Here is a 25,694-nt window from a genome sequence, read left to right on the forward strand (position 1 = left end):
GGCGCCTCAGCCCAGCGCCGCCAGATCGGCCGGCGTATCCACGTCCTGCAGCACACCGGGGTCGTCCGTTCCGATGACGTGCAGCAAGCCAGCGTTGCGCCGGATGATCGAACGGGCGCCTTCGTCGCCCTCCAGCGCCATCAGCGCATCGCGCCAGCGCGCCGCAAAACCCACCGGATGCCCGCGCTGGCCGGCGTAGGTCGGCGCTGCCAGGGCGGCACCGTTGGCAATGGCATCTGCGACCGAGCGGAGCGTCGCCACGCGGATGCGCGGCATGTCGGCAAGCGCCACCAGCCAGCCGTCTGCATCCGGGCTTGCCGCCACACCAGCGGCCAGGCTGTAGCCCATGCCGTCATGGGCGGCGGCAGAGCGGATCACCGTCAGCCCCTCGGCTTCGATCAGCCCGGCGAGTTCATCCTGCTCCGGGCGCAGCACCACGATGCTCTCGGGGCACGCGGCATTCAGCGCGCGGGCGGCGGCCACCGCCACCGGCGTGCCGTCGGCCAGCGGCTGGCGCAGCTTGTCGGCCCCGAAGCGCCGCCCCTGACCGGCCGCCAGCAGCAGGCCGACGATCCGCGCCACCGGTTAGCCCAGCCCGCAGCCAGCGCTGGCCGGCGTGGCGGGTTCGGGGCGGATCACCGCCGCGCCGTTCTTCACCGCGGTCATCTCGGCGAGGATGGACACCGCGATCTCCGGCGGCGTGCGGCTGCCGATGGGCAGGCCGATGGGGCCGTGGAGCCGCCCGACCTCGCCTTCCGACAGGTCGAAATATTCCAGCAACCGCGCCCGCCGAGTCGCGTTATTGACCCGCGAGCCCAGCGCCCCCACGTAGAAAGCCGGCGACTTGAGCGCTTCGAGGAGCGCCATATCGTCCAGCTTGGGGTCGTGGGTGAGTGCGACGATGGCGGTGTGGGGATCGGGAAGCATCGCCGTCACCACGTCGTCGGGCATGCCGGGCACCAGCGGCGCGCCGGGCACGTCCCACTCGGCGGAGTACTCCTCCCGCGGGTCGCACACGCTCACTGCGTAATCCAGCGCCTGAGCCATCGGCGCCAGATAACGCCCGATCTGCCCGGCGCCGATGATGAGCAGCCGCCAGCGCGGGCCGTGGATCGTCGACAGGCGCCGCCCGTCCCAGACGAGCGCCTCGCCCCGGCAGGCATCGGCAACACTGACCGCGCCGGTGTCGATGTCCACGTCGCGCCGCACCAGCTGGCCGGCCTCGATGCGGGCCGCCAGATCGGCGAGCCGGGCCATCTCCAGCGCCGGCTCCACCACCAGCTCCAGCGTGCCGCCGCAGGGCAGGCCAAAGCGCGCCGCCTCGTCGCGGGTCACGCCGTAGGTGAGCACGAAAGGCTGGCTGCCGGCGATGCGGCCATCGAGCATTCGGGCGACGAGGTCGTCCTCGATGCAGCCGCCAGACACCGAGCCCTGCACCCGGCCATCATCCCGCAGGGCCATCCATGCCCCCGCCGGGCGCGGCGCCGAGCCCCAGGTGCGGGCCACGGTGACGAGCGCCGCCCGGTGGCCGCCCGCCGACCAGCGTCGCAGGGCCGCGAGCACCTGCAGATCCTGGCTATCCATGATTTGCCTCCTTTTGGCAAAGCGCGTGCTGTGGGCGACCGAGGCCGCCCACAGCACGCGCGGCAGTCATCGTCAGACCTTCAGCGCGTTGGCCTGGAAAGGCAGCCGGGTAAGCCACCGCCCGGTGGCCGCAGCGATCGCGTTGGCCACGGCCGGCGCCACCGGCGGCACGCCGGGTTCGCCGATGCCGGTGGGGTTCTCGGCAGACTGGACGATGTGCACCTCCACCTTCGGCATCTCGTTGATGCGGATCGGCGCGTACTCGCCAAAGTTGCCCTGCTCCACCACGCCGTCCTTCAGGGTGATCTCGCCGTGCAGCGCAGCCGACAGGGCAAAGCCCACCGAGCCTTCCACCTGGGCCCGCACGTTGTCCGGGTTGATCGCCATGCCGCAATCCACGGCCGAGACGACGCGATCCACCTTCACGCTGCCGTCGGCGGCCACCGTCACCTCGGCCACCTGGGCAACAAAGGAGTGGAAAGATTCATGCACCGCCACGCCGCGACCGCGCCGCTCGCCCGGCTTGCCCGCCGCCAGCGGCGTGCCCCAGCCGGCCTTCTCGGCCGCAAGCCGGAGCACCGCCGAATGGCGCGGATGCTTGGCCAGCAGCTTGAGGCGCATCGCGACGGGATCCTGCTTCGATTCGGCGGCCAGCCGGTCGAGGAAGGTTTCGGTGGAGTACGCCGTGTGGGTCGAGCCCACCGAGCGCCACCACAGCACCGGCACGCCGATGTCCTTAGGGGTGTGCAGCTCCACCTGCAGGTTGGGGATCGCGTAGGGCAGGTTCGCCGCGCCCTCCACCGACACCGCGTCGATGCCGTCCTTCACCATCACCGACTCGAAGGCCGAGCCGGTGATGATCGACTGGCCCACCAGCCGGTGGCGCCACGCGCGGATGCTGCCGTCGTCGTCCAGCGCGGCTTCGATGCGGTGGTGGAACATCGGGCGGTAGTAGCCGGCCTTCATGTCGTCCTCGCGCATCCACACCAGCTTGACCGGGGCCTTGGTGCCGCTGGCCTTGACGATGGACGCGGCCTCACGCAGGTAGTCGGACTGGGTGCACGCCCGCCGGCCGAAGCTGCCGCCGGCGTAGAGCATGTGGATCGTCACCTTCTCGGGGGGCAGGTCGAACATCGCCGCCAGCGTGGCCTGATCGACGGTCTGGAACTGCTCGCCGTTCCACACCTCCAGCCCGTCGGTAGTGCGCTGGACGACGCAGTTCATCGGCTCCATCGCCGCGTGGGCGAGGTAGGGGAAATCGTAGCTGGCAGTGACCACCTTGGCTGCGCCAGTGATGGCGCCAGGGGCGTCGCCCTGGGTGCGCGCCACAAGGCCCGGCTTGCCAGCCAGCTCGTGGTAGCGGGCGAGGATCTCGTCGGAGCCCAGCTTGAAGGCGGCGCTGTCATCCCATTCGACCACCAGCGCGTCGCGGCCCTTCTTGGCGCTCCAGGTGTCGCGGGCCAGCACGGCCACGCCGGCGGGCACCGTCACCACATCCACCACGCCCTTGATGGCCTTGGTCTTGCTGGCATCCACCGACTTCGCCTTGCCGCCAAAGCGCGGCGGGTGGGCGACCACCGCCACCAGCATGCCGGGCAGGTGCAGATCCTGGGTGAACTGGGCCGAGCCGTCGGTCTTGGCGGCGCTGTCCTTGCGCGGGGCGCGCTTGCCGATCAGGCGGAAATCCTTCGGGTCCTTGAGGGCGACCTGGGCCGGCACGGCTTCGAGGGCGGCGGCTTCGGCCAACTCGCCAAAGCTCGCCTTGCGGCCGCTGGCGGCGTGGCGCACCACGCCTTCGGCCACGCTGATCTCGGCGGCCGGCACGTTCCACTTCTTGGCTGCGGCGGAGACCAGCATCGCCCGGGCGGTGGCGCCGGTCTGGCGCATCTGCCCCCAGGAGTTGGCCATCGCGGTGCTGCCGCCGGTGCCCTGGGCAGCACCGAAGAACAGGTTGTTGTAGCGCTTGGCGTCGGCCGGGGCGCCCTCCACCTTCACCTGCGCCCAGCTGGCGTCGAGTTCTTCGGCGACGATGGTGGCGAGGCCGGTGTAGGTGCCCTGCCCCATCTCCAGGTGCTTGGAGATCACGGTGACGGAGTTGTCGGCGCCGATGCGCAGGAAGGGCGTCGGCGCAAAGCTGGCTGCCGCGGCGCCGGTCGTCGCAGTTTTGGCGGCGTGGCCGATGCCCGGCACGGCGAGGCCGAGGGTGAGGCCGGCAGCGCCCTGCAGGAAGCCGCGGCGGGAGAGGTTTTCGATGGGGATGTGGCGTTCGATCGTCATGCTGGGCTCCTTACGCCAGGGCCTTGGCGGCTTCGTGAATGGCAGCGCGGATGCGCACGTAGGTGCCGCAGCGGCACAGGTTGCCCGCCATCGCGGCGTCGATGTCGGCGTCGGTGGGCTTACGATTGGCTTCGAGCAGGCTGACCGCACTCATGATCTGGCCGGACTGGCAGTAGCCGCACTGAACCACGTCCAGCTTGCGCCACGCCTCCTGCACCGCCTTGCCCACGCGGGAGCCATCCACGGCCTCGATGGTGGTGACCTTCTTGCCCGCCACATCGGCCACGGGCGTGATGCACGAGCGCACCGGCTGGCCATTCACATGCACGGTACAGGCGCCGCACAGGCCGGCACCGCAGCCAAACTTGGTGCCGGTGAGAAGCAGGGAATCCCGCAGCGTCCATAGCAGCGGGGTGTCGGCGTCGACGTCGGCCTTGCGGGCCTTGCCGTTCACGGTGAGCTGGATCATTTTCAATCTCCGAAGGGGGTACGAGTAGTTCTTGTCTGGGTCTGGCTGGCGGGCAGTCGGGCGGGGATGAGTGAGGAGTAAGCAGGGAGGGGTCTTGACTGATCCCGTTGCGCTCGCCTGCGCCAGCGCGCTGAGTTTCAGCCCGGTCTCCTCACGCCTTACTCCTCACGCCTCTCCGCCGGATAATTCCCGACCGTCACCCTCGGAAATTTAGCCCACCTCAAGCTGGATGGCATTGCAGAATCCTGTGAGATTCTTGCCCGATTCTCCAGACTTGCTTCTGACGCGTGACCTGCCACCCCGCCCGGAGTTAATCTCCGGCGAGCTCACTACAAGGAAAAACCATGATCACATCAGGCTTTCCGCCACCCGCCGAGGCGGCCGCGCTCGACGCCGCACGCCAGGCGCTGGCTGACATCATTGAACGATATTGCACCGAAGACGGCCCCGTCGCGACGCCCGTGCCGGGCCTCAGCCTGTTCCGCGCCTCCAGCACCAGCACGCCGATCTGCGCGGTGTACCGGTCGGTGCTGGCGGTGGCCGTGCAGGGCAGCAAGCGCCTCGTGCTGGCCGATGAGCAGTTCCAGTACGACAGCCGCCACTACCTGATCACCTCGGTGGACCTGCCGGTGATGGGCCAGATCACCGAGGCCACGCCCGACAAGCCCTACCTGTGCGCGGTGTTCGACATGGACGCCCACAAGATCGCCGAGCTCGCCAGCACCCTGCAACTGGCCCCGCCCTCGCCGGGAAACGGGCAGCTCGGGCTGGGAGTGAGCGCGCTCACCCTGCCGGTGATGGACGCACTGCTGCGCCTCGCCCGGCTGCTGGATGCACCCCGCGACATCCCGGTGCTGGCACCGCTGCACGAGCGCGAGTTGCTGTACCGCCTGCTCACCGGCGAACAAGGCCTGCGCCTGCGGGCCATTGCCGCAGCCGACAGCCAGAGTCATCGCACCGCCCGGGCGGTGGCGTGGATCAAGGAGAATTTCGACCAGCCCCTGTCGATCGAGGCCCTGGCCGATGCGGCCAACATGAGCAAATCGACGCTGCACCAGCACTTCAAGGCGCTCACCGCCATGAGCCCGCTGCAATACCAGAAGCAGATCCGCCTGCAGGAAGCCCGCAAGTTGATGCTGCTCGAATCCCTCGACGCCGCCTCGGTGGCGCGCCGGGTGGGCTACGAGAGCCCGTCGCAGTTCAGCCGGGAATACCGCCGCCTGTTCGGCGCCCCACCCCTGCGGGATGTGGCGCGCATGCGCTGAAGACAGCGCCAGGAAGAACGGGGAAAGAGATCGGCCTGTATCGGCCCACGAAACCCGGGCGACACAAACAAAAATGGAGCATGGCCATAACGGCGATGCTCCATTTTGCTGCCAGACCCCGGCGGGCCCAGCGGGAATGAGTGGTCGGGGAAAGAGGATTCGAACCTCCGGCCCCTGCGTCCCGAACGCAGTGCTCTACCAGGCTGAGCTATTCCCCGACGCTTTTACTGCTCACGCTGGCAACAATCACCAGCGCTAAAACAAAACAGCCACACTTGACATCGAAATCCGGCGTACAGCTGCCGAACATCAATATTTCCGTGCGACTGCGAACTTTGACAATTCTACCAAGGAGTCCTTGAAAACGGAAGGGGGCAGCGCTTCAAGAGCATCCAGGGCCAGCTGGGCTTCGGCTTCGGCCACCTTGCGGGTCGCTTCGATCGCACCGCTCGCACGGATGGCGGTGAGCACCGCAGCGAAATCGTCACGGCCACCGTTTTCGATGGCGCTGCGCACACAGGCCGCGTGTTCCGGGCTGCCGTGCTTCATCACGTGGATGAGCGGCAGCGTGGGCTTGCCTTCGGCGAGGTCGTCGCCGATGTGCTTGCCGGTGTCGGCCTCGTCGCCGGAGTAATCGAGCACGTCGTCGATCAGCTGGAACGCCGTGCCGATGTGCATGCCGAAGGCCGCGACCTGCTCTTCCTTCTCGGCGGGCAGGCCACCGAGGATCGCGCCGAGACGCGCGGCGGCTTCAAAGAGCTTGGCGGTCTTGTAGCGGATCACGCGCAGGTAGTCTTCCACCTCGACATCGGCGTTGTGGCAGTTGAGCAGCTGCAGCACTTCGCCTTCGGCGATCACGTTGGTGGCGTCGGCCAGAACCTGCATCACGCGCATGTTCTGGACGCCGACCATCATCTGGAAGGCACGGGAATAGAGAAAATCGCCCACCAGCACCGAGGCGGCGTTGCCAAACATGGCATTGGCCGTCTTGTTGCCGCGGCGCAGGTCGGATTCATCGACCACGTCGTCGTGGAGCAGCGTGGCGGTGTGGATGAACTCGACAACCGCCGCGAGCTCGCGGTGGTTGCTACCCTGATATCCGGCGGCGCCAGCGGTGAACAACACCATGGCCGGACGCAGGCGCTTGCCTCCGCTGCCGATGATGTACTCGGCGACCTGGCGGATGAGAACGACGTCGGAGTAGAGACGATCCCGGATGACGGCATCGAGCGCCTTCATGTCTTCGGCGATCGGCGCGTAGAGCTGCGAGAGAGACAAGGCACTGCCCGGAATAGGAAAAACGCGATGTTAGGGGGGATGCTGCCATCGAGTCAAGCCGACCGGATCAAGGCCGATCAGGCAGGATTCTGGCTGGCTGAAACCGGAAGCAATAGATCGGGACGATCGGAAAACACGCCATCCACGCCCCACGCGTCGAGCCGGCGGGCTTCATCTGGCTGATTGACGGTGTACACAAGGCAGCGCAGATCGGCCTTCTTCACGGCCGCCACATGCGCGGACAAAAGCCCTTGCCGGGAGAGGTTGAGCGACTGGCAGCCAAGGGCGAGCGCGGTGTCGATGGCCGTGTCGTCAAAGGCTTCGACGAGAAAGGCACGGGGAATCTCCGGCACGCAGCCGGCCGCAATCCGGAGCGCATCCGCCGAGAAGGACGAGAGCAGCAGCACGGGGCGCTCTTCCGGCGCCATCGACGCCAGCAACATGCCCACCGCCCGGCCCGTCTCGATCTCGACGCCGGTCGCGGGCTTGATCTCGAGGTTGGCCGCCAGGCCCAGCGCCCGGCAGCGTGCCAGGGCGTCGATCAGGCGGGGAATGGTCTCGCCGCGAAACGCGGGATGAAACACGCTGCCCACGTCGGTGGCGAGCAGCGCGTCGGCGGGCATTTCGGCCACCCTGCCCGGCACGCCGGCGGTGCGATCGAGGGTTTCGTCGTGGATCAGGAGCGGCACGCCGTCGGCCGAGAGCATCGCGTCGAACTCGACCGCGACGCAGCCCAGCCGGGCGGCGATGCCGAGCCCGGCCAGGGTGTTTTCCGGCGCGAGCGCCCCGCCGCAGCGGTGGGCGATCACGCCGGGCCAACCCCAGTCGGACATGCCGGACAGCTCAGTCGACAGTACGCGAACGGGCCACCGCGGTGTCGAGGGCGAGCTTGGAAGGCTTGCGGTCTTCCCACACGGATTCCAGTTCTTCCTCGATGATGCGGCGCACGGCGGCGCGCTGCGGGTAGGAACTCGCCTTGGAGGCGGCCGTCACCGGCTTGTTGGTGAGCTGCTTCACGCCAACGTGGATGTTGACCAGATCGGCAGCCAGCAGGCGGCTCTCGGAAGCCAGCAGGCCCGCGCGGTTGAGGGGCAGGTAACCGGCGTTGCGCTGCCATTCGACCTGGCTTTCACCGGTCAGCCAGAAATTGACGAAGCGGGCGACAGCCTTGTACTCGGCGGGCTTCTTGCCGGCGGCAACCCACATGGCCGGGCCATCGGCGAGGGTGTTCTGGGGCGCGCCGTAGTATTCCTCGTGGTAAGGCAGCGTCGCGACGCCGACCTTGAAGCTGGCCTCACGCTGCAGGGTCGGCCACACGCCGGAGGCGGCGGTCAGCACCGCGCACTCGCCGTTCGAGAAGTGCTCGATGGCCTCTTCGTCACGACCGAAGAGCTGCAGGTAGCGGGCCTTGTACCAGGACGAGAGCATCGCCACGTGCTTGACTTCGAGCATGCCGTTGATGGCGAGGGAGGTCTTCTTGCCTTCGGTCACGACCGGCTCGTTGTGCCAGGCGCTCATGTTCTCGACGAGGATCCAGGCCGGCTGGGTGGTGGTGTAGGGGCAGGCCTGGCCGTTGGCGACAACCTTGCCGAGGGCGGCCTGGAGTTCCTGCCAGGTCTTGGGCGGGACTTCCGGATCGAGGCCGGCGGCCTTGAAGGCGTCCTTGTTGTAGAACATGACCGGGGTGGACAGACCCACCGGCAGGGCGATCAGGCGCTTCTGGGCGTCGAACGGGGTCGGCGTCATCATCGCCGGGGCGCGCAGGGTTTCCATCGCCACGCCGGCTTCCTTCATGACCTGATGGAGCGGACGATAGCGCTGCGGGCCGGACAGGAAGGCGGGCAGATCGCGCTCGCCGAGGATCATCAGGTGCGGCGTGGCGCCGGCGTTCCAGGCCCGGTCGCGGATGACGATCTTCGGGCCGTTCGGGTTGCCGGCGTTGTAGCGGTCGACCAGCTTCTGGAGCTGCGCGCCCTTGTCGGCGCCGAGGCTATGAACCAGCTCGATCTCGGTTGCCGCGACGTCGGCAACGGCCGCGGCCTTGGGCGCCTCGGCCTTGGCGGCGGGCTTCTTGGGGGCGGCGACGGCGGCATTGACGCACAGACCGGCGATGGCTGCGCACAGGGCGGTACGGCTGAATTTGATCATGGGAGTCGTGTCAGGGGATAAATCGGAACAACAGCGGATTATAAAGCCCGACCCGGGCATCTCGATGGCAACTTGCAAGCGAATGTTCAAGTCCTCATCACGGGCGCCGTTGACCTTGCAGCGCCTATTGATCGCATTTTCCGCCATGACCCGACCCGCCCTGCCCCTCGTTTTCGGACTCGTGATCGCCTCCGCCGCCCTAGCCGGCTGTGATCGCCTCGGCATACCCGACCCGGCCAAGACCGAGGCCCAGTCGGAGGAGGATGGCAAGGCCGTGGGCAGCGCCTGCCGGCATGCGGGGCGCGCCATCGAGGATTGCTTCACCCTCAACCCCACCGCCCAGCGGGCGGCAGTTTTTGCCGGCTGGAAGGAAATGAACGACTACATGGCCGAGAACAAGATCGCCGAGGTCGCGCCGCAGCTTCCCCCGCCTCCGCCGCCGGGCGCCGCCAAGCCGGCCAAGGCAAAGCACGCCAAGGGCGAAGGGGGCGACGAAGGGGAAAAGAAATCCGGCGCTGAGGGCGAATCCGCCGACGGTGGCCACGCCAAGGCCGATGAAGCGCCGGCCGCCGAAGCCGAAACACCCCGCAAGCGCCGCCGTCAGGCGGAGTGAGCGACGCCCTCCCCGGACGTCTTCCACCACATCACGAAATCATCCACCGACATCGCCGGCGCGTAGTGGTAGCCTTGGGCGCAGTTGCAGCCCATCTCCAGCAGCACTGCCTCGGTCTCGGCCGTCTCGACGCCTTCGGCCACCACCTCCAGCCCAAAGGTGTGGGCGATGCGCACCATCAGCTCGACGATCGCCCGATCGTTGTCGGACGCGGTGATGCGCTCGACGAAGGATTTGTCGAGCTTGACCTCGCTCACCGGCAGGCGCCGCAGGTAGTCCATCGACGAGTAGCCGGTGCCGAAATCATCCAGCGCCAGCCGACCGCCGCCCTGGCGCAGGGCCTCGAGGGTGCGCACCGACATGCCCTCGCCCGACACCAGCCCGCCTTCGGTGATCTCGAAACACAGCCGTGACGGCGCCACGCGCCAGGTGTCGCAAGTCTGGCGGATGAAGATCGGCAGTTCGGAATCCCGCAGGTCTTCGGCCACGATGTTCACCGATACCCGCACACCGCAACCGGCCGTGGCCAGCGCGGCGAGGATCTGCGCCGCCTGCTGGATCGCCCAGCGGGACAGCACCGGCATCAGGCCGATGCGCTCGACCACCCGCAGGATCTCGGGCGGCGGCACCGCGCGGCCATCCGCCCTCGACCAGCGCAGCAGCGCCTCTGCGCCGACCACCCTGCGGGACGGGAGTTCGACCTGGGGTTGCAGGTAGAGCTGGAAATGCTGGGCTTCGAGGGCCCGGGCGACTTCCATCTCGAAATTGGCGTCGTTTTCGGCACGCACCACCACTTCGCCGCCGTAGACGTCGCAGGGCTGACCGGTGGAGCGGGCCACCACCAGCGCGGCGCGGGCAGCCTGCTCGAGGCCGAGGGGGTCGCCGGCGTGTTCGGGCGCCCAGGCGCCGCCGGAATAAAAACGCCCGCGCAGGGCCGGGAAGTTGTTGGAGCGCAGCACCTCGCAGGCGTCCACCAGCTTGTGGCCGGCCAGGGAAACCTGGGCCGGGTGATGCAGATCGGGCAGGATCGCCGCCCACGCGTCGTCGCCCAGGGCGCACAGGATGTCGCTAGGGCGCAGCATCGAGCGCATCACCTCAGACAGGGCGAGGCGCAGCTGGTCGCGCTCGTCGAGGGCCAGCACGTCGGCCGAACGGCCCCACTCCACCTGCACGATCACCAGCCCGAGCTGCCGCCCGGCGCCGATCCTGTCGAGGCGGTCGGAGAGCAGCATCAGGAAGCGCCGACGGTTGGGAATCCCCAGCACCGGGTCGCCATCTTCGGCCGACAGGCGGAAGGACTGTTCGTGCTCGATGGCCACGTCGGACAGCAGGCCGCCCAGACACCAGCCGAGGCGCACCAGCGCGTTGAGGATGTCGAGCTCCAGCCGATAGACCATCGCCCGCTCGCCAAACAGGCGCTGCTGGCACAGGGCGATGAGCGCCTCGATGGCGACGAACGGGAACTCCGCCACCGCGCCCGCCAGATAGCACTCGGCCCAGCGGGCGGCGAGACCCGCCGGCCAGCCCGGAGTGAAATCCCATTCGGAGATGCGCGCCAGATCCCTGCAGAAATCCCGCAGGGCCGGCTCGACCGTGCCGTCGGAAATGCCCGCATCGGCCAGATGGAGCCGCTCCAGCAGCGCCTGAGCCATGTCGGATGCGTCGACGATGCGACCGAAGGCCCGGACCGCCGCCTGCTCGCCCTGGCCGAGGCCGTAGCGGAGGAGCAGACGCTTCAGCACGTCATCATCGACGACGTAACTGTAATGGCGGTCAAAGGGCGAAACCATGCGTGCTACGCCAGGTAGAACTCGGAAGGCTCGACGCCATAGGCGCCGGGCGGCAGGGCCCGGATGATGGCGTAGGGCTCGCCGGTTGCGGAAGGCAGATCGTAGAGCAGGTCGAGGGTGTGGGGGTAAGGGTTGGGTTTCTTGTCGGGCCCGAGCAGGATCATCACCCGCGGCTTGAGGCGCCGGATGCGGTTCTGGGCGACGACCACCGCCACCTCGCCGGAGTTGAGCTCGACCAGCGTGCCCACCGGATAAAGGCCGATGCACTGGACGAACTGATCCACGGTGCTCTCGGAGAAGCACGTACCCCGCTGGGCGCGCACCGCGTCGAGGGCCGACTGGGAGCTCGCCGCCTCGCCATAGGGCCGCTCGCGGGTCATCGCGCAGTAGATGTCGCAGATGCCGGCGATCTCGCCCATCAGCCCGACCTCGTTGCCCTTCAGGCCATGGGGATAGCCGCTGCCGTCGCAGCGTTCGTGGTGGCGGGCGACGATCTCGAGCACCTGGGGCGTGGCGTGGGGCGAATCCGCCAGAACCTGCAGCGAATACTCCACGTGGGTCTTGAAGATCTCGTATTCCCGCGGCGACACCGGCCCGGCCTTCTGCAGCAGGCGCACCGGCAGACGCAGCTTGCCCACGTCCTGCAGCATGCCCGCCATGCCCAGCGCGGCGATGGATTCTTCTCCGAGACCCAGGTAGCGACCGAAGATCATCACGTGGGCTGACACATCGAGGGAGTGGTCGTAACTGTACTGGTCGGTCTGCCGGAGCCGGGACAGCCACACCAGCGCGTCCGGGTTGCGGGCGACGCTCAGCACCAGCTCGGAAACCACGCCGCGCAGCCGTTCGAGATCCGGATTGAGGCTGCGCTGGACATCCTGGGCCACCTGCTCCAGCAGCATGTGAGCCTCGTCGACCAGCGGCAAGGCGGCCACGATCTCTTCTTCGACCGGCACGGTGGGTGCGGTGTGGACCATGCCGACTCCACCGACGCCCGGACCACGACCGTCGTCCTCGACCGTCAGGCGGGCGCTGCCACGCCGGCCCGGCCCACTGCTGCCAGTGATGAAGGGGCGGCCGGAAGCACTGGCGAGATAATCGTCGGGCCGGGATTCGGCCACGCCCTGGGGACGCGCCGCCGGGGCATCGGGATAGATGTGACACCAGGGCGCCGACGAGGTACCGCCTTCGTCGGCCGCCTGCTCACGGTTCGCGGCCCGCAGGGAACGCAGCAACGCGAAGAAGTCGGTCGGACGGCGACGCACTTCCGACGGCACCTGAAAGGAGGCCAGCGAGGGATTGCGCTCGGGCTTATCGGCATCCGCCTCGGGCGCAGGCGCACGCCAGGCATCGCCGGCCGACCGGGCCCGATCCACATAGACAAAGCGGCAGACACTGCGCAACTGGTCCAGCGTCGCCTGATCCTCGACCAGGAAGCCCTGGAGCAGGAACGGCGACTCCAGCCACGGACGATCCAGCTCGGAAACGAACATGCCAATCCGCACGTCCTGAGCCGCCACAATTTCCTTCAACACACCCTCCCCAAAATGGGCGCCCACACACACACGCGGGCGACCCGGCATTTACGGCGCTGGATTCGTAAACTTGAGATGCAGAGCATCAATTTCGGCAACCACCTCGGGATCAAGCTTGCGGGCGCAGGCTTTCAGGTTGGCCTCCAGCTGGGCAAGCGTGGTCGCGCCGACGATGGTGCTGCCCACGAACGGCCGGCTCGCCACGAAGGCCACCGCCAGTTCGGCGGGCGTCATCCCGTATCGATGAGCCAGCGCGGCGTAGGCGGCTACCGCCGGCGCCACGCCGGGTTTGTCGTAGCGCTGGCCGAAGCCCGGAAAGAGCGTCATCCGGCCATCGGACGGCGGATTGTCGAGATATTTGCCCGACAGCAACCCGAAGGCCAGCACCGAATACGGCAGCAGGCTCACGTTCTCGCGGAAGCACACTTCCGCCAGGGTCTGCTCGAAGACCCGGTTCATCAGGTTGTAGGCGTTCTGCACCGACACCACGCGGGCGAGACCCTGCTCGTCGGCAGCGCGGAGGAATTCCATCACCCCCCACGGATGCTCGTTGGAGAGCCCGACGTGGCGGATCTTGCCCTCCTTCACCAACTCGCCGAGGGTCGCCATCTGCTCGCGGATCGGCGTGCACTCGCGCTCGGTACCCTGATCGAAGCGCCACTGGCCGAACATCGGCTGGTTACGGTCGGGCCAGTGGATCTGGTATAGATCGATGTAATCGGTGCCCAGGCGGCGCAGACTGCCCTCCACCGCGTCGCGGATGGTCTCGCGGCCGTTGGACAGCGGGCCGCCGCGGATCCATCCAAGGGCGCGGCCGGCGGAAGTGAACTTGGTGGCCAGCACCACGGAGTCGCGGGCGCGGCCCTTGAGCCAGCTACCGACGATCTTCTCGGTCGCACCGCTGGTCTCGGCCTTCGGCGGCACGGGGTACATCTCGGCGGTATCGATGAAATTGACGCCCGCGGCAAAGGCAGCATCCAGCTGGGCATGGGCCTCGGCTTCGGAATTCTGCTGCCCGAAGGTCATCGTGCCGAGGCACACGGACGACACCAGCAGATCACTGGCGCCAAGCTTGCGGTACTCCATCAGACAAATCTCCACAAAAACGGCGGCAAAGGCGGGGCGCACGGGAGGGTACGCGATGATCGGTTATCATCCGGGCCAAGCGCCGTCCGGCGCACGAACAGTCCGGATGCCGGTTGGGTCTGCATGTTCCGGATCGCCCACCCCTGATATTACACCCGACACCGCCGCCCTCCGCCCCGGTTACAAATCCATGACGTCCGCCCCCTCGCCCTGCGCCGCCCTCGGCATTCTGGTGCAATGCCGCCCCGGCTTCGAAGCCGACGCCAGCGCCGAACTCACTGCCGCCGCCCGCGCCGCGCGCTTCACCGGCGAAACCGACACCCAGCCGAATAGCGGTTTCGTGATCTTCGAGCTGACCGCGCCCGAAGCCCACGACGTCATCCGCCGCCGCCTTGACCTGACCCGGCTGATCTTCAGCCGCCAGGCTTTCCAGGTGCTCGCGGTGCTCGACGACCTGCCTGACCGCGACCGCCTCACCCCGCTGCGCGAGGCCATCGCCGCCACCGGCGAGCGCTTCTCGGCGCTGCTGCCCGAAACCCCGGACACCAACGACGGCAAGGAGCAGTCCGGCTTCCTGCGCCGCTTCGGCCCGCTGCTCGAAGACGCCCTCGCCAAGGACGGCCTGCTGCGCCCGGATTCGCCCCACCTGCCGCGCCTGCACGTGTTCTTCGAAGGCCCCCGGCGCGCCTGGCTGGGCGTCAGCCTCGCCAGCGAGGGCTCCGCCTGGCCGATGGGCATCCCGCGCCTGCGCATGCCCAAGGAGGCGCCGAGCCGCTCGACCCTCAAGCTGGCCGAAGCCTTCCTCACGCTGCTTACCGCCGACGAACAGAAATCCACCCTGCGCCCGGGCCTCACCGCGGTCGACCTGGGCGCCGCGCCCGGCGGCTGGAGCTGGCAGCTCGCCAGCCGCGGGATCCGCGTCACCGCCATCGACAACGGCCCGCTCGCCCCGTCGGCCATCGCCACCGGCCTGATCGAACACCTGCGCGCCGACGGCTTCACCTGGAAGCCCAAGAAGGCCGTGGACTGGCTGGTCTGCGACATGGTCGAGCAGCCCTCCCGGATCGCCCCGCTGATCGCCGACTGGTTTGCCACCGGGCGTTGCCGGCGCAGCATCTTCAACCTCAAGCTGCCCATGAAGCGCCGCCACGAGGAAGTGGAACGCTGCCGCGCCCTGATCGACGCCCGCCTGTCCGCCGCCGGGATCAAATACATTTTGCGAATCAAGCACCTTTATCATGATCGCGAAGAGGTCACGTGCTATCTCACGCGGCGCTAGGGCGTGCGCGATGTATAATGTCTGACTGTTTTTATGGTGCACCGCAGTAAAGTGGCGGCACCCACAACGTGACCACACCCATGTCGTTCTCCGAACTCGGCCTCATTCCCGAAATCCTGCAAGCCGTCACCGATGCCGGCTACACCACGCCGACGCCCATCCAGCATCAGGCGATCCCGGTCGTCCTTGCCGGTCATGACGTCATGGGCGGCGCCCAGACGGGCACCGGCAAGACCGCAGGTTTCACCCTGCCGCTGCTCAACCGTCTTGCCCGCCACGCCAGCACCTCGACCAGCCCCGCCCGCCACCCGGTGCGCGCCCTGATCCTGGCCCCGACGCGCGAGCTTGCGATGCAGGTCTACGAGTCGGTCAAGATGTATTCCAAGCATGTCCCCCTGCGCAGCACCTGCATCTACGGTGGCGTGGACATGAACCCCCAGATCCAGGAACTGCGCCGCGGCATCGAGATCGTGGTGGCCACCCCCGGCCGCCTGCTCGACCACGTGCAGCAGAAGACCATCGCCCTCGGGCAGGTCGAGTTCCTGATCCTCGACGAAGCCGACCGCATGCTCGACATGGGCTTCATCCCGGACATCCGCCGCATCCTCGCGCTGCTGCCGGCCAACCGCCAGAGCCTGCTGTTCTCCGCCACCTTCTCGGACGAGATCAAGAAGCTCGCCGACCAGATGCTGAAGAACCCGCAGCTCATCGAGGTCGCCCGCCGCAACATGGTCAGCGAGACCATCGACCACGTGGTGCACCCGGTGTCCAGCGGCCTCAAGCGCAACCTGCTGGCCCACATCGTCCGCCACGAAGACGAAACCAACCAGGTGCTGGTCTTCGTCGATACCAAATTCGCCTGCAGCCGCCTCGCCCACTTCCTCGAACGCCACGGCATTTCGGCCGATTCGATCCACGGCGACAAGAGCCAGCAGGCCCGCACCGAAACCCTCGAAAACTTCAAGAGCGGCAAGGTACGCGTGCTGGTAGCCACCGACGTGGCCGCTCGTGGCCTCGACATCGAGGATCTGCCCTCGGTCATCAACTTCGAATTGCCCCACACCGCCGAAGACTACGTCCACCGCATTGGCCGCACCGGCCGGGCCGGCAAGAAGGGCAAGGCCGTGTCGCTGGTGAGCTCCGAAGAGCGCCACCGCCTCGCCGACATCCAGAAGCTCATCAAGCTGGAGATCCGCCAGGAAGTCGTCCCCGGCTACGATCCCGAGCCCGACTTCTTCGACGCCGAAGGCGGCAAGCGCCGTCGCAGCAGCAGCAGCAGCAGCAGTAGTGCTCCGTCGCCATCCGCCGCACCCCGTGCCGCCGAAGGCAGCAGCGAGCGCCGCAAGCGCAGCGAACGCGAACCGCGGGAAGCCCGTGAAACCCGCGAACCCCGTGAGCGCGGCCACCGCTCGCGTCAGCCCTCGCACATCGCCCCGGACGGCTTCGACTTCAGCAAGCCCTACGAGCAGCGCAACCCCGCCGGTGAAGCCGGCAGCACCGAAGGCGATTCCGCCATCGCCGAGCTGCGCAGCGGCCAGAAGCCCCAGCGGCCGATCGCCTTCCTCCTCGGCGGCCTGGGCCGCAAGCACTAAGCATCACCCTCCCCGCCCGGCCCCGCCGGGCGGTGTCCGCCAGAAATCCCTCTTCGCATCAAAAGCATTGCCACCGAGCACTACCTGGCGGCAAGCGCACCCTTACGCCTTCCGCCCGGCGTCCTTCGCCTTCCGCACCTCCAGGTACTGGAGCAGCCGGTAGGTGCCCCAGCCGATCAGCCCCGCCCCCATCACGAACCCCCCGTAGGCGATCGGCCACGGGATGCCCTCGGTCATCATCGAGAACTCCGACATCCCGCCAATCCCCGCCAGAATGTTGATCGGCATGAACACCATGCCCAGCACCGTCAGCTGGGACACCCGCTGGTTCTGGTTGATGTTGATGAAGCCGATCGTCGCGTCCATCAGAAAGTTGATCTTGTCGAACAGGAAGGCCGTGTGGCTGTTGAGGGATTCGATGTCCCGCAATATCTGCCGGGTGTCGTCCTGCTGGCCCGGCGACAGCACCCTGCCGCGCATCAGGAAGGACAGCGCCCGCTGGGTATCGAGGATGTTGCTGCGGATACGCCCGTTGATGTCCTCCTCCTCGGCGATCACCGCCAACGTTGCCGCCGCCTCGCCGTCGCTCATGGTCGCGCCCAGCACCTGCCGGCCCACCTCGCCGAGCTTGGCGTAGATGTTCTCCAGCGCGTCGGCGCAGTACTCCACGTCGGCCCCGTAGAGGTCGATCAGCAGATCGAGACAGTCCGTCACGTAGCCCGGCTGGGCGTGGGTGCGCCGGCGCTGCAGGCGGAAGACGGGTAGTTCCTCATTGCGCACCGTAAACAACACGCCGGCGTGGAGGATGAACAGCACCGGCACGCTGCGCGCGTCCCCGTCCCGGTCGAGCAGGAAATTGGAATGCAGGTGGATGTCGCCGTCCTCCTCCACCTGAAAGCGCGAGCTCACCTCCAGGTCGGTCGCCTCGCCCGGATCGGGCAGGCGCACGCCGAAGCGCTCGCCGACGTAGGCGCGCTCGGCCGGCGTCGGATTGACCAGATCCACCCACATGGGCGTGATCCCGTCCATGTCCTGCCGGCCGGTGATCGGCCGCTGGCGCAGGCGGCCCTCCACCAGCTCGAAGGCATTGAGCTGGCTGTCCGACACCGCCGCCTCGGGGCTGCCGGCCAGCCGGGCCCGCAGCGGTTCGGCCACCTCCCACAGCACCGCCTGCCGGCGGCTCGCCGCGAGCTGCTTCCACAGCAGCTCCGCATCGTCCGGCGCCAGCGCGTCGAACAGCCGGCCGATCTCGCCCGCCGGCAAGCGCGCCAGCAGGGTCTGGATCTCGGCGAGGTGCTTGCGGTGGACCATCACCTCCACCAGCTGGCGGCGAGGCATGTTCTGGTTATGCACCACATCCTCCACCAGCCGATGTTTTCGCAGCAGCTCCTCGATGTTGTTGGCGGACATGTCTTCCTTTGCTGTTGGCCGGGCCCGGCAGCCAGCTTAAGGCCTGCCTGTAACGCCCGCGTGACAGCCGCCTCAGCCATCAAAGCTCAACATATCCATCACGGCGCGTTCATCTTGCGCCGCTACGGTTGCGGGCATGCAGCAAGTGCGCTCCCTCTTCCTCTCCGACATCCACCTCGGCACGCGGGCCTGCCAGGCGGACCATCTGCTGGAATTCCTGCGTGACTACCAGGCCGAGCAGACCTACCTCATCGGCGACATCGTCGACTTCTGGGCCATGCACCGCAGCATCTGCTGGCTGCCCAGCCACAACACCGTCGTCCAGAAGCTCCTGCGCCGGGCCCGCCACGGGGAGCGCATCGTGTTCATCCCGGGCAACCACGACGAGGTGCTGCGCGACTACGTAGGCAACGCCTTCGGCGGCGTCGAGGTGCTACCCGAGGCGATCCACGAGACCGCCGACGGCAAGCGCCTGCTGCTGATCCACGGCGACATCTTCGACCAGGTGACGCGCCACCACCGCTGGGTCGCGGTGCTCGGCGACGTGGCCTACAACCAGCTGGTGCGCCTCAACCTGTGGCTGTCGTGGGTGCGCCGCAAGCTCGGCTGCTCGGGCTACTGGTCGCTGGCCGGCTACGCCAAGCGACGCATCAAGACGGCCCTCAACTTCATCTTCGATTTCGAGGATTCGGCCATCCACCACGCCCGCGAGCGCGGCCTCGACGGCGTGGTCTGCGGCCATATCCACTGGGCCACGATCAAGGAGATCGGCGGCCTGCTCTACGTGAATTGCGGCGACTGGGTCGATTCGTGCACCGCCATCGTCGAACACTTCGACGGCCGGCTGGAGCTGGTGGTGTGGGGTGCCGGCCGGCCCCTCGCGCTTCCGGCCGCGGTCGAAGACGACGCGCCCCAGGCCATCCCATCCCCCGCCGCCGAAGCTGCCGGCATTGCCATGAAAGCCTCCCGATGATGCGTGTGCTGATGGTTTCGGACGTGTATTTCCCGCGCATCAACGGCGTGTCCACCTCGATGGAAACCTTCCGCCGGGCGCTGGCCGGCGAAGGCGTCGAGGTGCGCCTGGTGGTGCCCCGCTACGGCGACGAGCCCGACGAGCCAGGCATCGTCCGCGTGCCCGGCAGGCGCCTGCCCAACGACCCGGAAGACCGGCTGGTGTCGTGGCACGGCATGCACCGCCGGGTGCTGGAAGCCGCCGCCGACTGCGACCTGATCCACATCCAGACACCCTTCATCGCCCACTACGCCGGCCTCGCCGCCGCGCGTCACCTGGGCATGCCGGTGGTCGTCACCTACCACACGCTGTTCGAGGAATACCTCCAGCACTACGTGCCCTTCCTCCCTGCCAGCTGGCTGCGCGGGCTGGCCCGGCGCTTCTCGCGGCGCCAGTGCAACGGGGTGGATGCGGTGGTCGTGCCCTCGTCGGCCATGGCCGGTCGGCTTGGCGGCTACGGCGTGACGACGCCGATGGAGATCCTGCCCACTGGCATTCCCTTGGCGCGGTTCGCGACCGGCGACGGCAGTGCCTTCCGCCAGCGCCACGGCATCAGCGCCGACCGCCCGCTGGCGCTCTACGTGGGCCGCGTCGCCCACGAGAAGAACATCGGCTTCCTGATCGAGGCTTTTGCCGAGGCGATCCGCCACTGCCCGGACGCCCTCCTCCTCGTCACCGGCGAAGGCCCGGCGATGGACGACCTGCGCCGTCAGGCCGCGCGGCTCGGGCTGGAGGCCTCGGTACGCTTCCTCGGCTATCTCGACCGGGAGCGCGACCTGCCTGACTGCTACGCCGCTGCCACTTTGTTCGTCTTCGCGTCCCGCACCGAAACCCAGGGGCTGGTGCTGATCGAAGCCCTGGCTGCCGGCACGCCGGTGGTAGCGCTGGCGGCGATGGGCACCGCCGACATCCTGGCCGACGCGCCGGGCTGCGTCTCCGCACCGGATGAGCCCGGCGCCTTCGGCCGGATAGTCGGCACCCTGCTGGCTGATCCGCCGGCCTGCCAAGCGCTGGCCGAGCAGGCACCGATCACGGCTGCGGGATGGTCCGATATGGCGATGGCCGGTCGCCTGGCCGACTTCTACCGCAAGACCCTGGCACGCCATCCGGCCCACCGCCGTGTCGTCCAGCCCGCGGAGGGCCCGGAAGCCGTGTCCTGAGCATCCGCCCAAGCCCGAATCACCGTCGAAACCCGGAGGAGCCCCTGCGATGAACAGCGTCTATTGCTACCACTGCATGACCTACCATCCACCGGAAGCGATGCAGAAGATCGTCAGCGGGGGCCGCACCCGCTGGCGCTGCATCCGCTCCATCGAGGCCAGCCGGCGCCCGGTGAGCGAGCGCGACGCCTTCGGCCAGCAACAATCCCAGCGCAACCTGGCCCAGTCCCAATCCCTGCGGACGCAAGCCTTCCGCGTCACCGGAAGCAGAAAACCGCTTCCAATCGGCATGACGTCATCAAACTGAAGCCCGGCGCGTGAATACTGCAGCGCTTCGCCACTTGAACCGGAGCGCCCTCATGCATGAACTCGATGGCCTGCCCGCCTGGCTGTGCCACGTGCTCCGCTGGATCACGGAAACCACCCGTGCGTCGCGGCTCGCCCGCCTGTCCACCCTCGGTCTGCAGATTCCCCGCGACAGCGCACCTCAGGCCGAGCGCTGGCTCCACGAACGCTGAACCAGCCAGTCAGGCCCCCGCCCCTCGTCGGATCACCCGCACCCGAGCGGGCCGGGGCCTCAGGTGCTCGTCGACATCACGTGTCGATGGAAAGACCCGCAGCCCACGCGCGTCGAGTGTCAGCCCATGTTGGCGCCAGCCATCGCGCATTTCAGTCCGATCCCTTCAGCCGACCCCGCTCGCAGATTCACGATGGGCGACATGCGGCTCCAGGTCGGCTGCGCTGCCCGGTTAGCGTCGCCGGCATTCCTGCGACATGGGCTCGGGCACGCTTTCTGCTGCTTGCCACGGGTAATCCCCCAAACCCAACCCAGCGGCAATTCTTGCCGCAAAGGAGGCAAGCAATGGCTATTCGAGAAGTCGGCACGCCGATGACGGCAAGCCAGCGCCGCAGTTACCGCGAAGCCCCGGACAGCAGCTTCCAGGAGACCTATCGGGCAGCCTTCCAAGCCCGGATGGCGGCGGGCAGCGATGGACAGGCGAGCGCCGAGATGCGCACACTCGAGCACCTTCTCGGCACGACGCATACGGAGCTGTCGGCGCTGCGTGGCGTCAGCGACGCAAGCCAGGCTGCTTACGCGGCGATCCTGAACAAGGCCTACGACGCAGGCGATCTGGGTGATGCCCGCCAGTTTCTGGCGACGCTGTCAGCCCTTGAGCTGGACGCGGTGCGCCAGAATCATGGCCTCGCAGACCCCATCGATACTGCCACGCTCAGTGAAGAAGGCGCGGCCAACCTGCTCCTGCCCGAGGGCTATAGCGTTGATCTGAACCATGACGGAATCGACGAAATGGGCGCCGCGCGCACCGCCCACTTCCCACCCCGGGACGCCCCCGCCGAATTCCGCGAAGCGTGGTTCCAGGCCACGGCAGGCATGGACGAGGGCAGCATGATGACCTACGGCCTGATGATGCACGGCGCCATCTATGGCATGCAGATCGACGGCCAAAGCCAGGGGCCGCGGTACGCACCAGACAGCATGGACAGCTATCGCCGGATCGTCAGCGACTACCTGGCTTCGCTGGAGGCTCAGAAGGCCTTTCTGGCCGACGGGCAGTATGAACGCGACAAACGTTTCTTTACCCAGATGGAGGCGTTGCTGAACACCTGAAGCCCTGGCCGTTCATCGACTATCGATGACAGGGGATCGAGAACGTGAAGCGGGTGCCCCCGCGCTTGCCGGCGGCACATCCGACGCTCCCACCGTGGGCTTGGACGATGGCGCGGACGATGGCCAGACCCAATCCGCTGCCACTACGGTTGCGCGCTCGGGAGTCGTCACCGCGGACGAAGGCCTCGAAGATGTGGGCCGCCACCGCTTCGGGTATCCCCGGCCCCTCGTCCTCGATGCCGAGCGTGAACGCCTCGCCATCGCATTCGCCTTCAACGCACAACACCCCGGGCTTTGCATAACGCCGCGCGTTTTCCAGCAACGCAATCACGACCTGCCGGATACGCGCCACATCGCACTCGACCTGGCAGGACGGCAGGCGCACGTCGAGGGCAAGCTGGGCGGCCCGCAGATCCGGTTCGACAAGCTCGACAGTGGCACGGATCTCCGCCGCCAGATCGACGACATCAGTACGCAGGCTCAGATGGCCGCTATCGGCCAGGCTCAACACGCGCAGATCCTCGATCAGGCGGGACAAGCCCTCGACCTGCACGAGCAGACTGCGGAACAAAGCCTCGTCGGGCGGGAACACGCCTTCGGCCAATCCCTGCAGACGCCCACGCAAAATGGTGACTGGCGTTCTGAGTTCGTGAGCAATGGCCGCATTCCAGATGACAAGCTCGCCGGTCATGCGCTGCAGGCGCTCGGCCATGGAGTTGAAGTCCTCCACCAGCGCAGAGGCTTCGCCCGGCGAGTGATCCTCGGCATGGGCCCGGGCGTCGAGGTCACCGTGGGCAAGCCGCCGCACGCTCTCCGTCACCGAGTTGAGGGGCTGGATGATGCGCCGGGAAAAGCGGGTCGCCGTGTGTACCGCGAGCGCCAGGCCCAGGAGCGTGATCGCTGCGATCAGGATCCACTCCGAGGTGGTCGGCGGCCAGCTATCCGCGGTCGGAGAGACCAGGGACGGATTGAGCCGCATTGCGATGGCGTAGAACACGTAGAAGCTGACATGCAGCAGCAACATCACGCTCAGGGCCATCGCCGACATGGACAGCACAAGCTGGCGACTCAGGCCAGACTTGCTCATCAGGCGGTCTCCTCGAGGCGGTAGCCGACACCCCGCAGACTCACGGGCACGCCCTCGACGCCCACATCCTCCAGCTTTCGGCGCAGCTTGCTGATGTGGCTATCGACCGTCCGCTCCAGCACCTCCCCTTCCGGCAGGCAGGCAGCGATCAGCTCGGCCCGGCTGAAAACCCGACGCGGAGCCCGGGCCAGGTGGGCCAGAAGACGGAACTCGGTCAAGGTCAGGTTCAGGACGTGACGCGAGGCATCGTCACGCACCACGGCCACCCTGAACGCCTCGAGATCGATCTCCAGCGAGCCCACGCGCAGCACCTCGCGACTTTCAAAGTCGACGCGACGCGTCCGTCTCAGCACGGCACGCACCCGGGCAGCCACCTCGGCCGGATTGAAGGGCTTCACCACGTAGTCGTCCGCGCCGATCCTGAGGGCCATCAGCTTGTCGATGTCCTGATCGTGGGCGGTCACCATGATGACGGGCGTCTGCCCCCGCGCCCGGACCTCGGACAGAACCTGCCAGCCATCCACGCAGGGCATCCGCACGTCCAGCAACATCAGATCAGGCTTCAGGGCGAGGTGCATGTCGAGCGCAGCCCGACCATCCGCGGCCCACACGGCACGTATTCCCTCCCGCGCCAGATAGGCCTTGAGGATGTCCACGATCTCCGGTTCGTCCTCTGCGATCAGCACCAGCGCCTGGGCGTCGCCACCGGCAGGTCGCTCAAAACCATGATTCATCCGCATCCTCACTGGAGATTGATGCCCGTCTCCATCGTTTCTCCATCCTTCTCCCGCTGAAGCCCAACACTGCGCGCCTAAGCTCGCGGTTTTGTGTTCGGCCCGCGTCGCGTCAAGCCCGGCCAGCCCCGATCTTCCATGAGACATACAACGCTTCTTCGCAGCATTTCGCTGCTTGGGCTCTCCGTGGCACTTTCGGCCTGCACTTCCGGGGAGCCGCCGGCGCAAGCTCCCGAGCCGCCGCTCGTCTCCACCATGCAGGTCGCGCGCACTTCCGTCCGCCTGCAGGACGAACTGCCGGGGCGAGTTGCCGCCGTGCGAAGCGCAGAGATCCGCCCCCAGGTTGGCGGCATCGTACTACGCCGTCTTTTCGAGCAGGGCGCAGAGGTGCGCGAGGGGCAGGCATTGTTTCAGATCAACCCGGCCCCCTTCAAGGCAGAGGTCGAGAGTTCGGAGGCGGCCCTCAAGCGTGCCGTGGCGGCACTCGAACGCGTCAGGTTGCAGGTCGAACGCCTCGAACCCCTGGTCGAGGCCGACGCGGTGAGCCGTCAGCTCTACGATGACGCGGTATCCCAGCGCAATCAGGCTGCGGCCGATGTCGCCCAGGCCCGCGCAACGCAGGCACGCAAGCAGCTGGATCTCGGCTTCGCCACCATCCGGGCACCGATCTCGGGACGTATCGGCGAGGAGATGGTGACCGAAGGCGCCCTGGTGGGTACCACCGATACGGCACCGATGGCGCGCATCCAGCAGATTGATCAGGTGTATGTGGATGTCCGTCAGCCGGCGTCGCGGCTCGAAGTCCTGCGTCGATCGGCGGGCCGGCCCCACGGGCCCGACGGCCAGGCCACGATTCTCGACGCCCAGGGCAATCCCTATCCGGTCAAGGGTCAAATCCTGTTCTCGGGCATCAACGTGGACGCGGGAACCGGCGACGTGGTGCTGCGGATTCGCGTCGAGAACACCGAGCGCCAGCTGCTCCCGGGCATGTACGTCCGCGCCCGGGTTCCCCAGGGTGGGGCGACCGAGGGGATGCTGGTTCCGCAGCAGTCGATACTCCGGGCCGGCGACGGGCTGGCCCGCGTCTGGGTCATCGACGGATCGGGCAAGGCACACCAGAAGGCTGTCCAGCTCGGCCAGCTGGTGGATGGGCACTACCTTGTTTCCGGTGGCCTGAAGACAGGCGACAAGCTCGTCGTGGAGGGGCTGGATCGCCTCAAGGACGGCGATGCCGTGACCGAGCAACCGTGGAAGGGCGCGCCGCCCTCGCCCGACATGGCGAAGCACTGAGAAAGGATCGAGCATGCCCGCCTTTTTCATCAGCCGACCCGTCTTTGCGTGGGTCGTGGCGCTCTTCATCATCCTGCTAGGTCTCATCGCGATCCCGAAACTCCCGATCGCCCGCTATCCCAGCGTCGCACCGCCCGCGGTCAGCATCTACGCGGCGTATCCCGGCGCCACACCCCAGACCATGAACGACGCGGTTGTCGGTCTCATCGAGCGGGAGCTGTCCAGCGTCAAGAACCTGCTCTACTTCGAATCGTCCACCGACACCTCCGGCTCGGCGGAGATCCGGATCACCTTCAAACCCGGTACCCATCCCGAGCTCGCGCAGGTGGACGTGCAGAACCGCATCAAGACCGTCGAACCGAGGCTTCCGGCCGTGGTCCGCCAGAACGGACTCAAGTTTGAATCCGCGGCCTCGTCCTTCCTGATGATCGTGGGGCTGAAGGCCACCGACGGGC

The 25,694-nt window shown here is 67.5% G+C and carries 24 protein-coding genes and 1 tRNA gene; 11 read left to right on the forward strand and 14 right to left on the reverse strand.

All coding sequences use genetic code 11. The features are described from left to right. Positions 1-6: 6 nt before the first annotated feature. The 4 genes from Q0672_RS05050 to Q0672_RS05065 all read right to left on the reverse strand — a co-directional run bounded on the left by Q0672_RS05050 (position 7) and on the right by Q0672_RS05065 (position 4,330). On the reverse strand, positions 7-582 hold the full coding sequence (locus Q0672_RS05050; RefSeq protein WP_298620401.1) for a nucleotidyltransferase family protein: 576 nt from the start codon (positions 580-582) through the stop codon (positions 7-9). Positions 583-585: 3 nt separating this feature from the next. Then, positions 586-1,584 (reverse strand): XdhC family protein, encoded by a 999-nt coding sequence (locus tag Q0672_RS05055; RefSeq protein WP_153159600.1) that lies wholly within the window; start codon positions 1,582-1,584, stop codon positions 586-588. A gap of 72 nt (positions 1,585-1,656) precedes the next feature. After that, the gene (locus Q0672_RS05060; protein ID WP_298620403.1) at positions 1,657-3,861 is read right to left on the reverse strand and encodes a xanthine dehydrogenase family protein molybdopterin-binding subunit; all 2,205 of its coding nucleotides are present in this window, start codon (positions 3,859-3,861) and stop codon (positions 1,657-1,659) included. 10 nt (positions 3,862-3,871) lie between these two features. Beyond that, on the reverse strand, positions 3,872-4,330 hold the full coding sequence (locus Q0672_RS05065) for a (2Fe-2S)-binding protein (protein WP_298620405.1): 459 nt from the start codon (positions 4,328-4,330) through the stop codon (positions 3,872-3,874). 344 nt (positions 4,331-4,674) lie between these two features. Between Q0672_RS05065 and Q0672_RS05070 the strand changes: the two genes are divergently transcribed. Continuing rightward, positions 4,675-5,595, forward strand: coding sequence for an AraC family transcriptional regulator (locus Q0672_RS05070; protein ID WP_298620407.1), 921 nt, complete (start codon positions 4,675-4,677; stop codon positions 5,593-5,595). A 141-nt stretch (positions 5,596-5,736) separates the two neighbouring features. Here Q0672_RS05070 and Q0672_RS05075 read toward each other — a convergent pair. From Q0672_RS05075 to Q0672_RS05090, 4 genes are all read right to left on the reverse strand, one after another. Then, a tRNA-Pro gene (locus tag Q0672_RS05075) sits at positions 5,737-5,813 on the reverse strand. 91 nt (positions 5,814-5,904) lie between these two features. After that, a complete protein-coding gene (gene ispB, locus Q0672_RS05080) occupies positions 5,905-6,873 on the reverse strand; it encodes an octaprenyl diphosphate synthase (RefSeq protein ID WP_298620409.1) in 969 nt (322 codons plus the stop codon). Positions 6,874-6,950: 77 nt separating this feature from the next. Further along, positions 6,951-7,706, reverse strand: a complete 756-nt coding sequence (gene ugpQ / locus Q0672_RS05085; RefSeq protein ID WP_298620411.1) for a glycerophosphodiester phosphodiesterase — start codon at positions 7,704-7,706, stop codon at positions 6,951-6,953. Between the two features lie 10 nt (positions 7,707-7,716). After that, the gene (locus tag Q0672_RS05090) at positions 7,717-9,021 is read right to left on the reverse strand and encodes an extracellular solute-binding protein (protein ID WP_298620413.1); all 1,305 of its coding nucleotides are present in this window, start codon (positions 9,019-9,021) and stop codon (positions 7,717-7,719) included. Between the two features lie 145 nt (positions 9,022-9,166). Here Q0672_RS05090 and Q0672_RS05095 point away from each other — a divergent pair, with 145 nt between their 5' ends. Then, a complete protein-coding gene (locus tag Q0672_RS05095) occupies positions 9,167-9,634 on the forward strand; it encodes a hypothetical protein (protein ID WP_298620415.1) in 468 nt (155 codons plus the stop codon). On the opposite strand, the gene Q0672_RS05100 is transcribed toward Q0672_RS05095, so the two are convergent. The 3 genes from Q0672_RS05100 to Q0672_RS05110 are packed head-to-tail and all read right to left on the reverse strand — an operon-like array spanning position 9,622 to position 14,045. Then, positions 9,622-11,424, reverse strand: coding sequence for a bifunctional diguanylate cyclase/phosphodiesterase (locus Q0672_RS05100; protein WP_298620417.1), 1,803 nt, complete (start codon positions 11,422-11,424; stop codon positions 9,622-9,624). The genes Q0672_RS05095 and Q0672_RS05100 overlap by 13 nt on opposite strands. Positions 11,425-11,429: 5 nt before the next feature. Next, the gene (locus tag Q0672_RS05105) at positions 11,430-12,959 is read right to left on the reverse strand and encodes an HD-GYP domain-containing protein (RefSeq protein ID WP_298620419.1); all 1,530 of its coding nucleotides are present in this window, start codon (positions 12,957-12,959) and stop codon (positions 11,430-11,432) included. A gap of 48 nt (positions 12,960-13,007) precedes the next feature. Beyond that, entirely contained in the window at positions 13,008-14,045 is a 1,038-nt protein-coding gene (locus tag Q0672_RS05110) for an aldo/keto reductase (protein WP_153159609.1), read from the reverse strand. Positions 14,046-14,235: 190 nt separating this feature from the next. On the opposite strand from Q0672_RS05110, the gene rlmM reads away from it, so the two are divergent. Both rlmM and Q0672_RS05120 read left to right on the forward strand, forming a co-directional pair. Continuing rightward, entirely contained in the window at positions 14,236-15,324 is a 1,089-nt protein-coding gene (rlmM, locus tag Q0672_RS05115; RefSeq protein WP_298620422.1) for a 23S rRNA (cytidine(2498)-2'-O)-methyltransferase RlmM, read from the forward strand. An 80-nt stretch (positions 15,325-15,404) separates the two neighbouring features. Beyond that, a complete protein-coding gene (locus Q0672_RS05120) occupies positions 15,405-16,916 on the forward strand; it encodes a DEAD/DEAH box helicase (protein WP_298620424.1) in 1,512 nt (503 codons plus the stop codon). A gap of 102 nt (positions 16,917-17,018) precedes the next feature. On the opposite strand, the gene Q0672_RS05125 is transcribed toward Q0672_RS05120, so the two are convergent. Further along, positions 17,019-18,326 (reverse strand): magnesium and cobalt transport protein CorA, encoded by a 1,308-nt coding sequence (locus tag Q0672_RS05125; RefSeq protein ID WP_298620426.1) that lies wholly within the window; start codon positions 18,324-18,326, stop codon positions 17,019-17,021. A gap of 136 nt (positions 18,327-18,462) precedes the next feature. Between Q0672_RS05125 and Q0672_RS05130 the strand changes: the two genes are divergently transcribed. The 5 genes from Q0672_RS05130 (at position 18,463) to Q0672_RS05150 (ending at position 22,128) form a co-directional block, all read left to right on the forward strand. After that, the gene (locus Q0672_RS05130; protein WP_298620428.1) at positions 18,463-19,299 is read left to right on the forward strand and encodes a UDP-2,3-diacylglucosamine diphosphatase; all 837 of its coding nucleotides are present in this window, start codon (positions 18,463-18,465) and stop codon (positions 19,297-19,299) included. Then, entirely contained in the window at positions 19,299-20,498 is a 1,200-nt protein-coding gene (locus Q0672_RS05135; RefSeq protein ID WP_298620444.1) for a glycosyltransferase, read from the forward strand. Before Q0672_RS05130 ends, Q0672_RS05135 begins: the two co-directional genes overlap by 1 nt. Positions 20,499-20,547: 49 nt before the next feature. Then, on the forward strand, positions 20,548-20,805 hold the full coding sequence (locus tag Q0672_RS05140; RefSeq protein ID WP_298620430.1) for a hypothetical protein: 258 nt from the start codon (positions 20,548-20,550) through the stop codon (positions 20,803-20,805). Between the two features lie 52 nt (positions 20,806-20,857). After that, positions 20,858-21,016: a hypothetical protein gene (locus Q0672_RS05145; protein WP_298620431.1), complete on the forward strand. Its 159-nt coding sequence runs from the start codon at positions 20,858-20,860 to the stop codon at positions 21,014-21,016. 344 nt (positions 21,017-21,360) lie between these two features. Then, positions 21,361-22,128, forward strand: coding sequence for a hypothetical protein (locus Q0672_RS05150; RefSeq protein WP_298620433.1), 768 nt, complete (start codon positions 21,361-21,363; stop codon positions 22,126-22,128). 19 nt (positions 22,129-22,147) lie between these two features. On the opposite strand, the gene Q0672_RS05155 is transcribed toward Q0672_RS05150, so the two are convergent. Both Q0672_RS05155 and Q0672_RS05160 read right to left on the reverse strand, forming a co-directional pair. Then, positions 22,148-23,215 (reverse strand): ATP-binding protein, encoded by a 1,068-nt coding sequence (locus Q0672_RS05155; RefSeq protein WP_298620435.1) that lies wholly within the window; start codon positions 23,213-23,215, stop codon positions 22,148-22,150. Next, complete coding sequence (locus Q0672_RS05160) at positions 23,215-23,949, reverse strand: response regulator (RefSeq protein WP_153159619.1); 735 nt, start codon at positions 23,947-23,949, stop codon at positions 23,215-23,217. Before Q0672_RS05160 ends, Q0672_RS05155 begins: the two co-directional genes overlap by 1 nt. Positions 23,950-24,204: 255 nt before the next feature. Between Q0672_RS05160 and Q0672_RS05165 the strand changes: the two genes are divergently transcribed. Both Q0672_RS05165 and Q0672_RS05170 read left to right on the forward strand, forming a co-directional pair. Next, the gene (locus tag Q0672_RS05165) at positions 24,205-25,239 is read left to right on the forward strand and encodes an efflux RND transporter periplasmic adaptor subunit (RefSeq protein WP_298620439.1); all 1,035 of its coding nucleotides are present in this window, start codon (positions 24,205-24,207) and stop codon (positions 25,237-25,239) included. A 13-nt stretch (positions 25,240-25,252) separates the two neighbouring features. Further along, positions 25,253-25,694 (forward strand): efflux RND transporter permease subunit (locus Q0672_RS05170; RefSeq protein ID WP_298620441.1); only part of this gene is annotated, 442 nt, incomplete at its 3' end.

The sequence above is a fragment of the uncultured Zoogloea sp. genome (assembly GCF_937894855.1).
GTDB classification, from domain to species: Bacteria; Pseudomonadota; Gammaproteobacteria; order Burkholderiales; family Rhodocyclaceae; genus Zoogloea; species Zoogloea oryzae.

Excerpts from the sequence above, each read along its gene's own strand:
- Q0672_RS05055 (WP_153159600.1), bottom strand. The coding sequence starts at position 1,584 with ATGGATAGCCAGGATCTGCAGGTGCTCGCGGCCCTGCGACGCTGGTCG.
- Q0672_RS05060 (WP_298620403.1), bottom strand. The coding sequence starts at position 3,861 with ATGACGATCGAACGCCACATCCCCATCGAAAACCTCTCCCGCCGCGGC.
- Q0672_RS05065 (WP_298620405.1), bottom strand. The coding sequence starts at position 4,330 with ATGATCCAGCTCACCGTGAACGGCAAGGCCCGCAAGGCCGACGTCGAC.
- Q0672_RS05070 (WP_298620407.1), top strand. The coding sequence starts at position 4,675 with ATGATCACATCAGGCTTTCCGCCACCCGCCGAGGCGGCCGCGCTCGAC.
- ugpQ (WP_298620411.1), bottom strand. The coding sequence starts at position 7,706 with ATGTCCGACTGGGGTTGGCCCGGCGTGATCGCCCACCGCTGCGGCGGG.
- Q0672_RS05090 (WP_298620413.1), bottom strand. The coding sequence starts at position 9,021 with ATGATCAAATTCAGCCGTACCGCCCTGTGCGCAGCCATCGCCGGTCTG.
- Q0672_RS05095 (WP_298620415.1), top strand. The coding sequence starts at position 9,167 with ATGACCCGACCCGCCCTGCCCCTCGTTTTCGGACTCGTGATCGCCTCC.
- Q0672_RS05100 (WP_298620417.1), bottom strand. The coding sequence starts at position 11,424 with ATGGTTTCGCCCTTTGACCGCCATTACAGTTACGTCGTCGATGATGAC.
- Q0672_RS05110 (WP_153159609.1), bottom strand. The coding sequence starts at position 14,045 with ATGGAGTACCGCAAGCTTGGCGCCAGTGATCTGCTGGTGTCGTCCGTG.
- rlmM (WP_298620422.1), top strand. The coding sequence starts at position 14,236 with ATGACGTCCGCCCCCTCGCCCTGCGCCGCCCTCGGCATTCTGGTGCAA.
- Q0672_RS05120 (WP_298620424.1), top strand. The coding sequence starts at position 15,405 with ATGTCGTTCTCCGAACTCGGCCTCATTCCCGAAATCCTGCAAGCCGTC.
- Q0672_RS05125 (WP_298620426.1), bottom strand. The coding sequence starts at position 18,326 with ATGTCCGCCAACAACATCGAGGAGCTGCTGCGAAAACATCGGCTGGTG.
- Q0672_RS05130 (WP_298620428.1), top strand. The coding sequence starts at position 18,463 with ATGCAGCAAGTGCGCTCCCTCTTCCTCTCCGACATCCACCTCGGCACG.
- Q0672_RS05135 (WP_298620444.1), top strand. The coding sequence starts at position 19,299 with ATGCGTGTGCTGATGGTTTCGGACGTGTATTTCCCGCGCATCAACGGC.
- Q0672_RS05140 (WP_298620430.1), top strand. The coding sequence starts at position 20,548 with ATGAACAGCGTCTATTGCTACCACTGCATGACCTACCATCCACCGGAA.
- Q0672_RS05145 (WP_298620431.1), top strand. The coding sequence starts at position 20,858 with ATGCATGAACTCGATGGCCTGCCCGCCTGGCTGTGCCACGTGCTCCGC.
- Q0672_RS05150 (WP_298620433.1), top strand. The coding sequence starts at position 21,361 with ATGGCTATTCGAGAAGTCGGCACGCCGATGACGGCAAGCCAGCGCCGC.
- Q0672_RS05155 (WP_298620435.1), bottom strand. The coding sequence starts at position 23,215 with ATGAGCAAGTCTGGCCTGAGTCGCCAGCTTGTGCTGTCCATGTCGGCG.
- Q0672_RS05160 (WP_153159619.1), bottom strand. The coding sequence starts at position 23,949 with ATGAATCATGGTTTTGAGCGACCTGCCGGTGGCGACGCCCAGGCGCTG.
- Q0672_RS05165 (WP_298620439.1), top strand. The coding sequence starts at position 24,205 with ATGCAGGTCGCGCGCACTTCCGTCCGCCTGCAGGACGAACTGCCGGGG.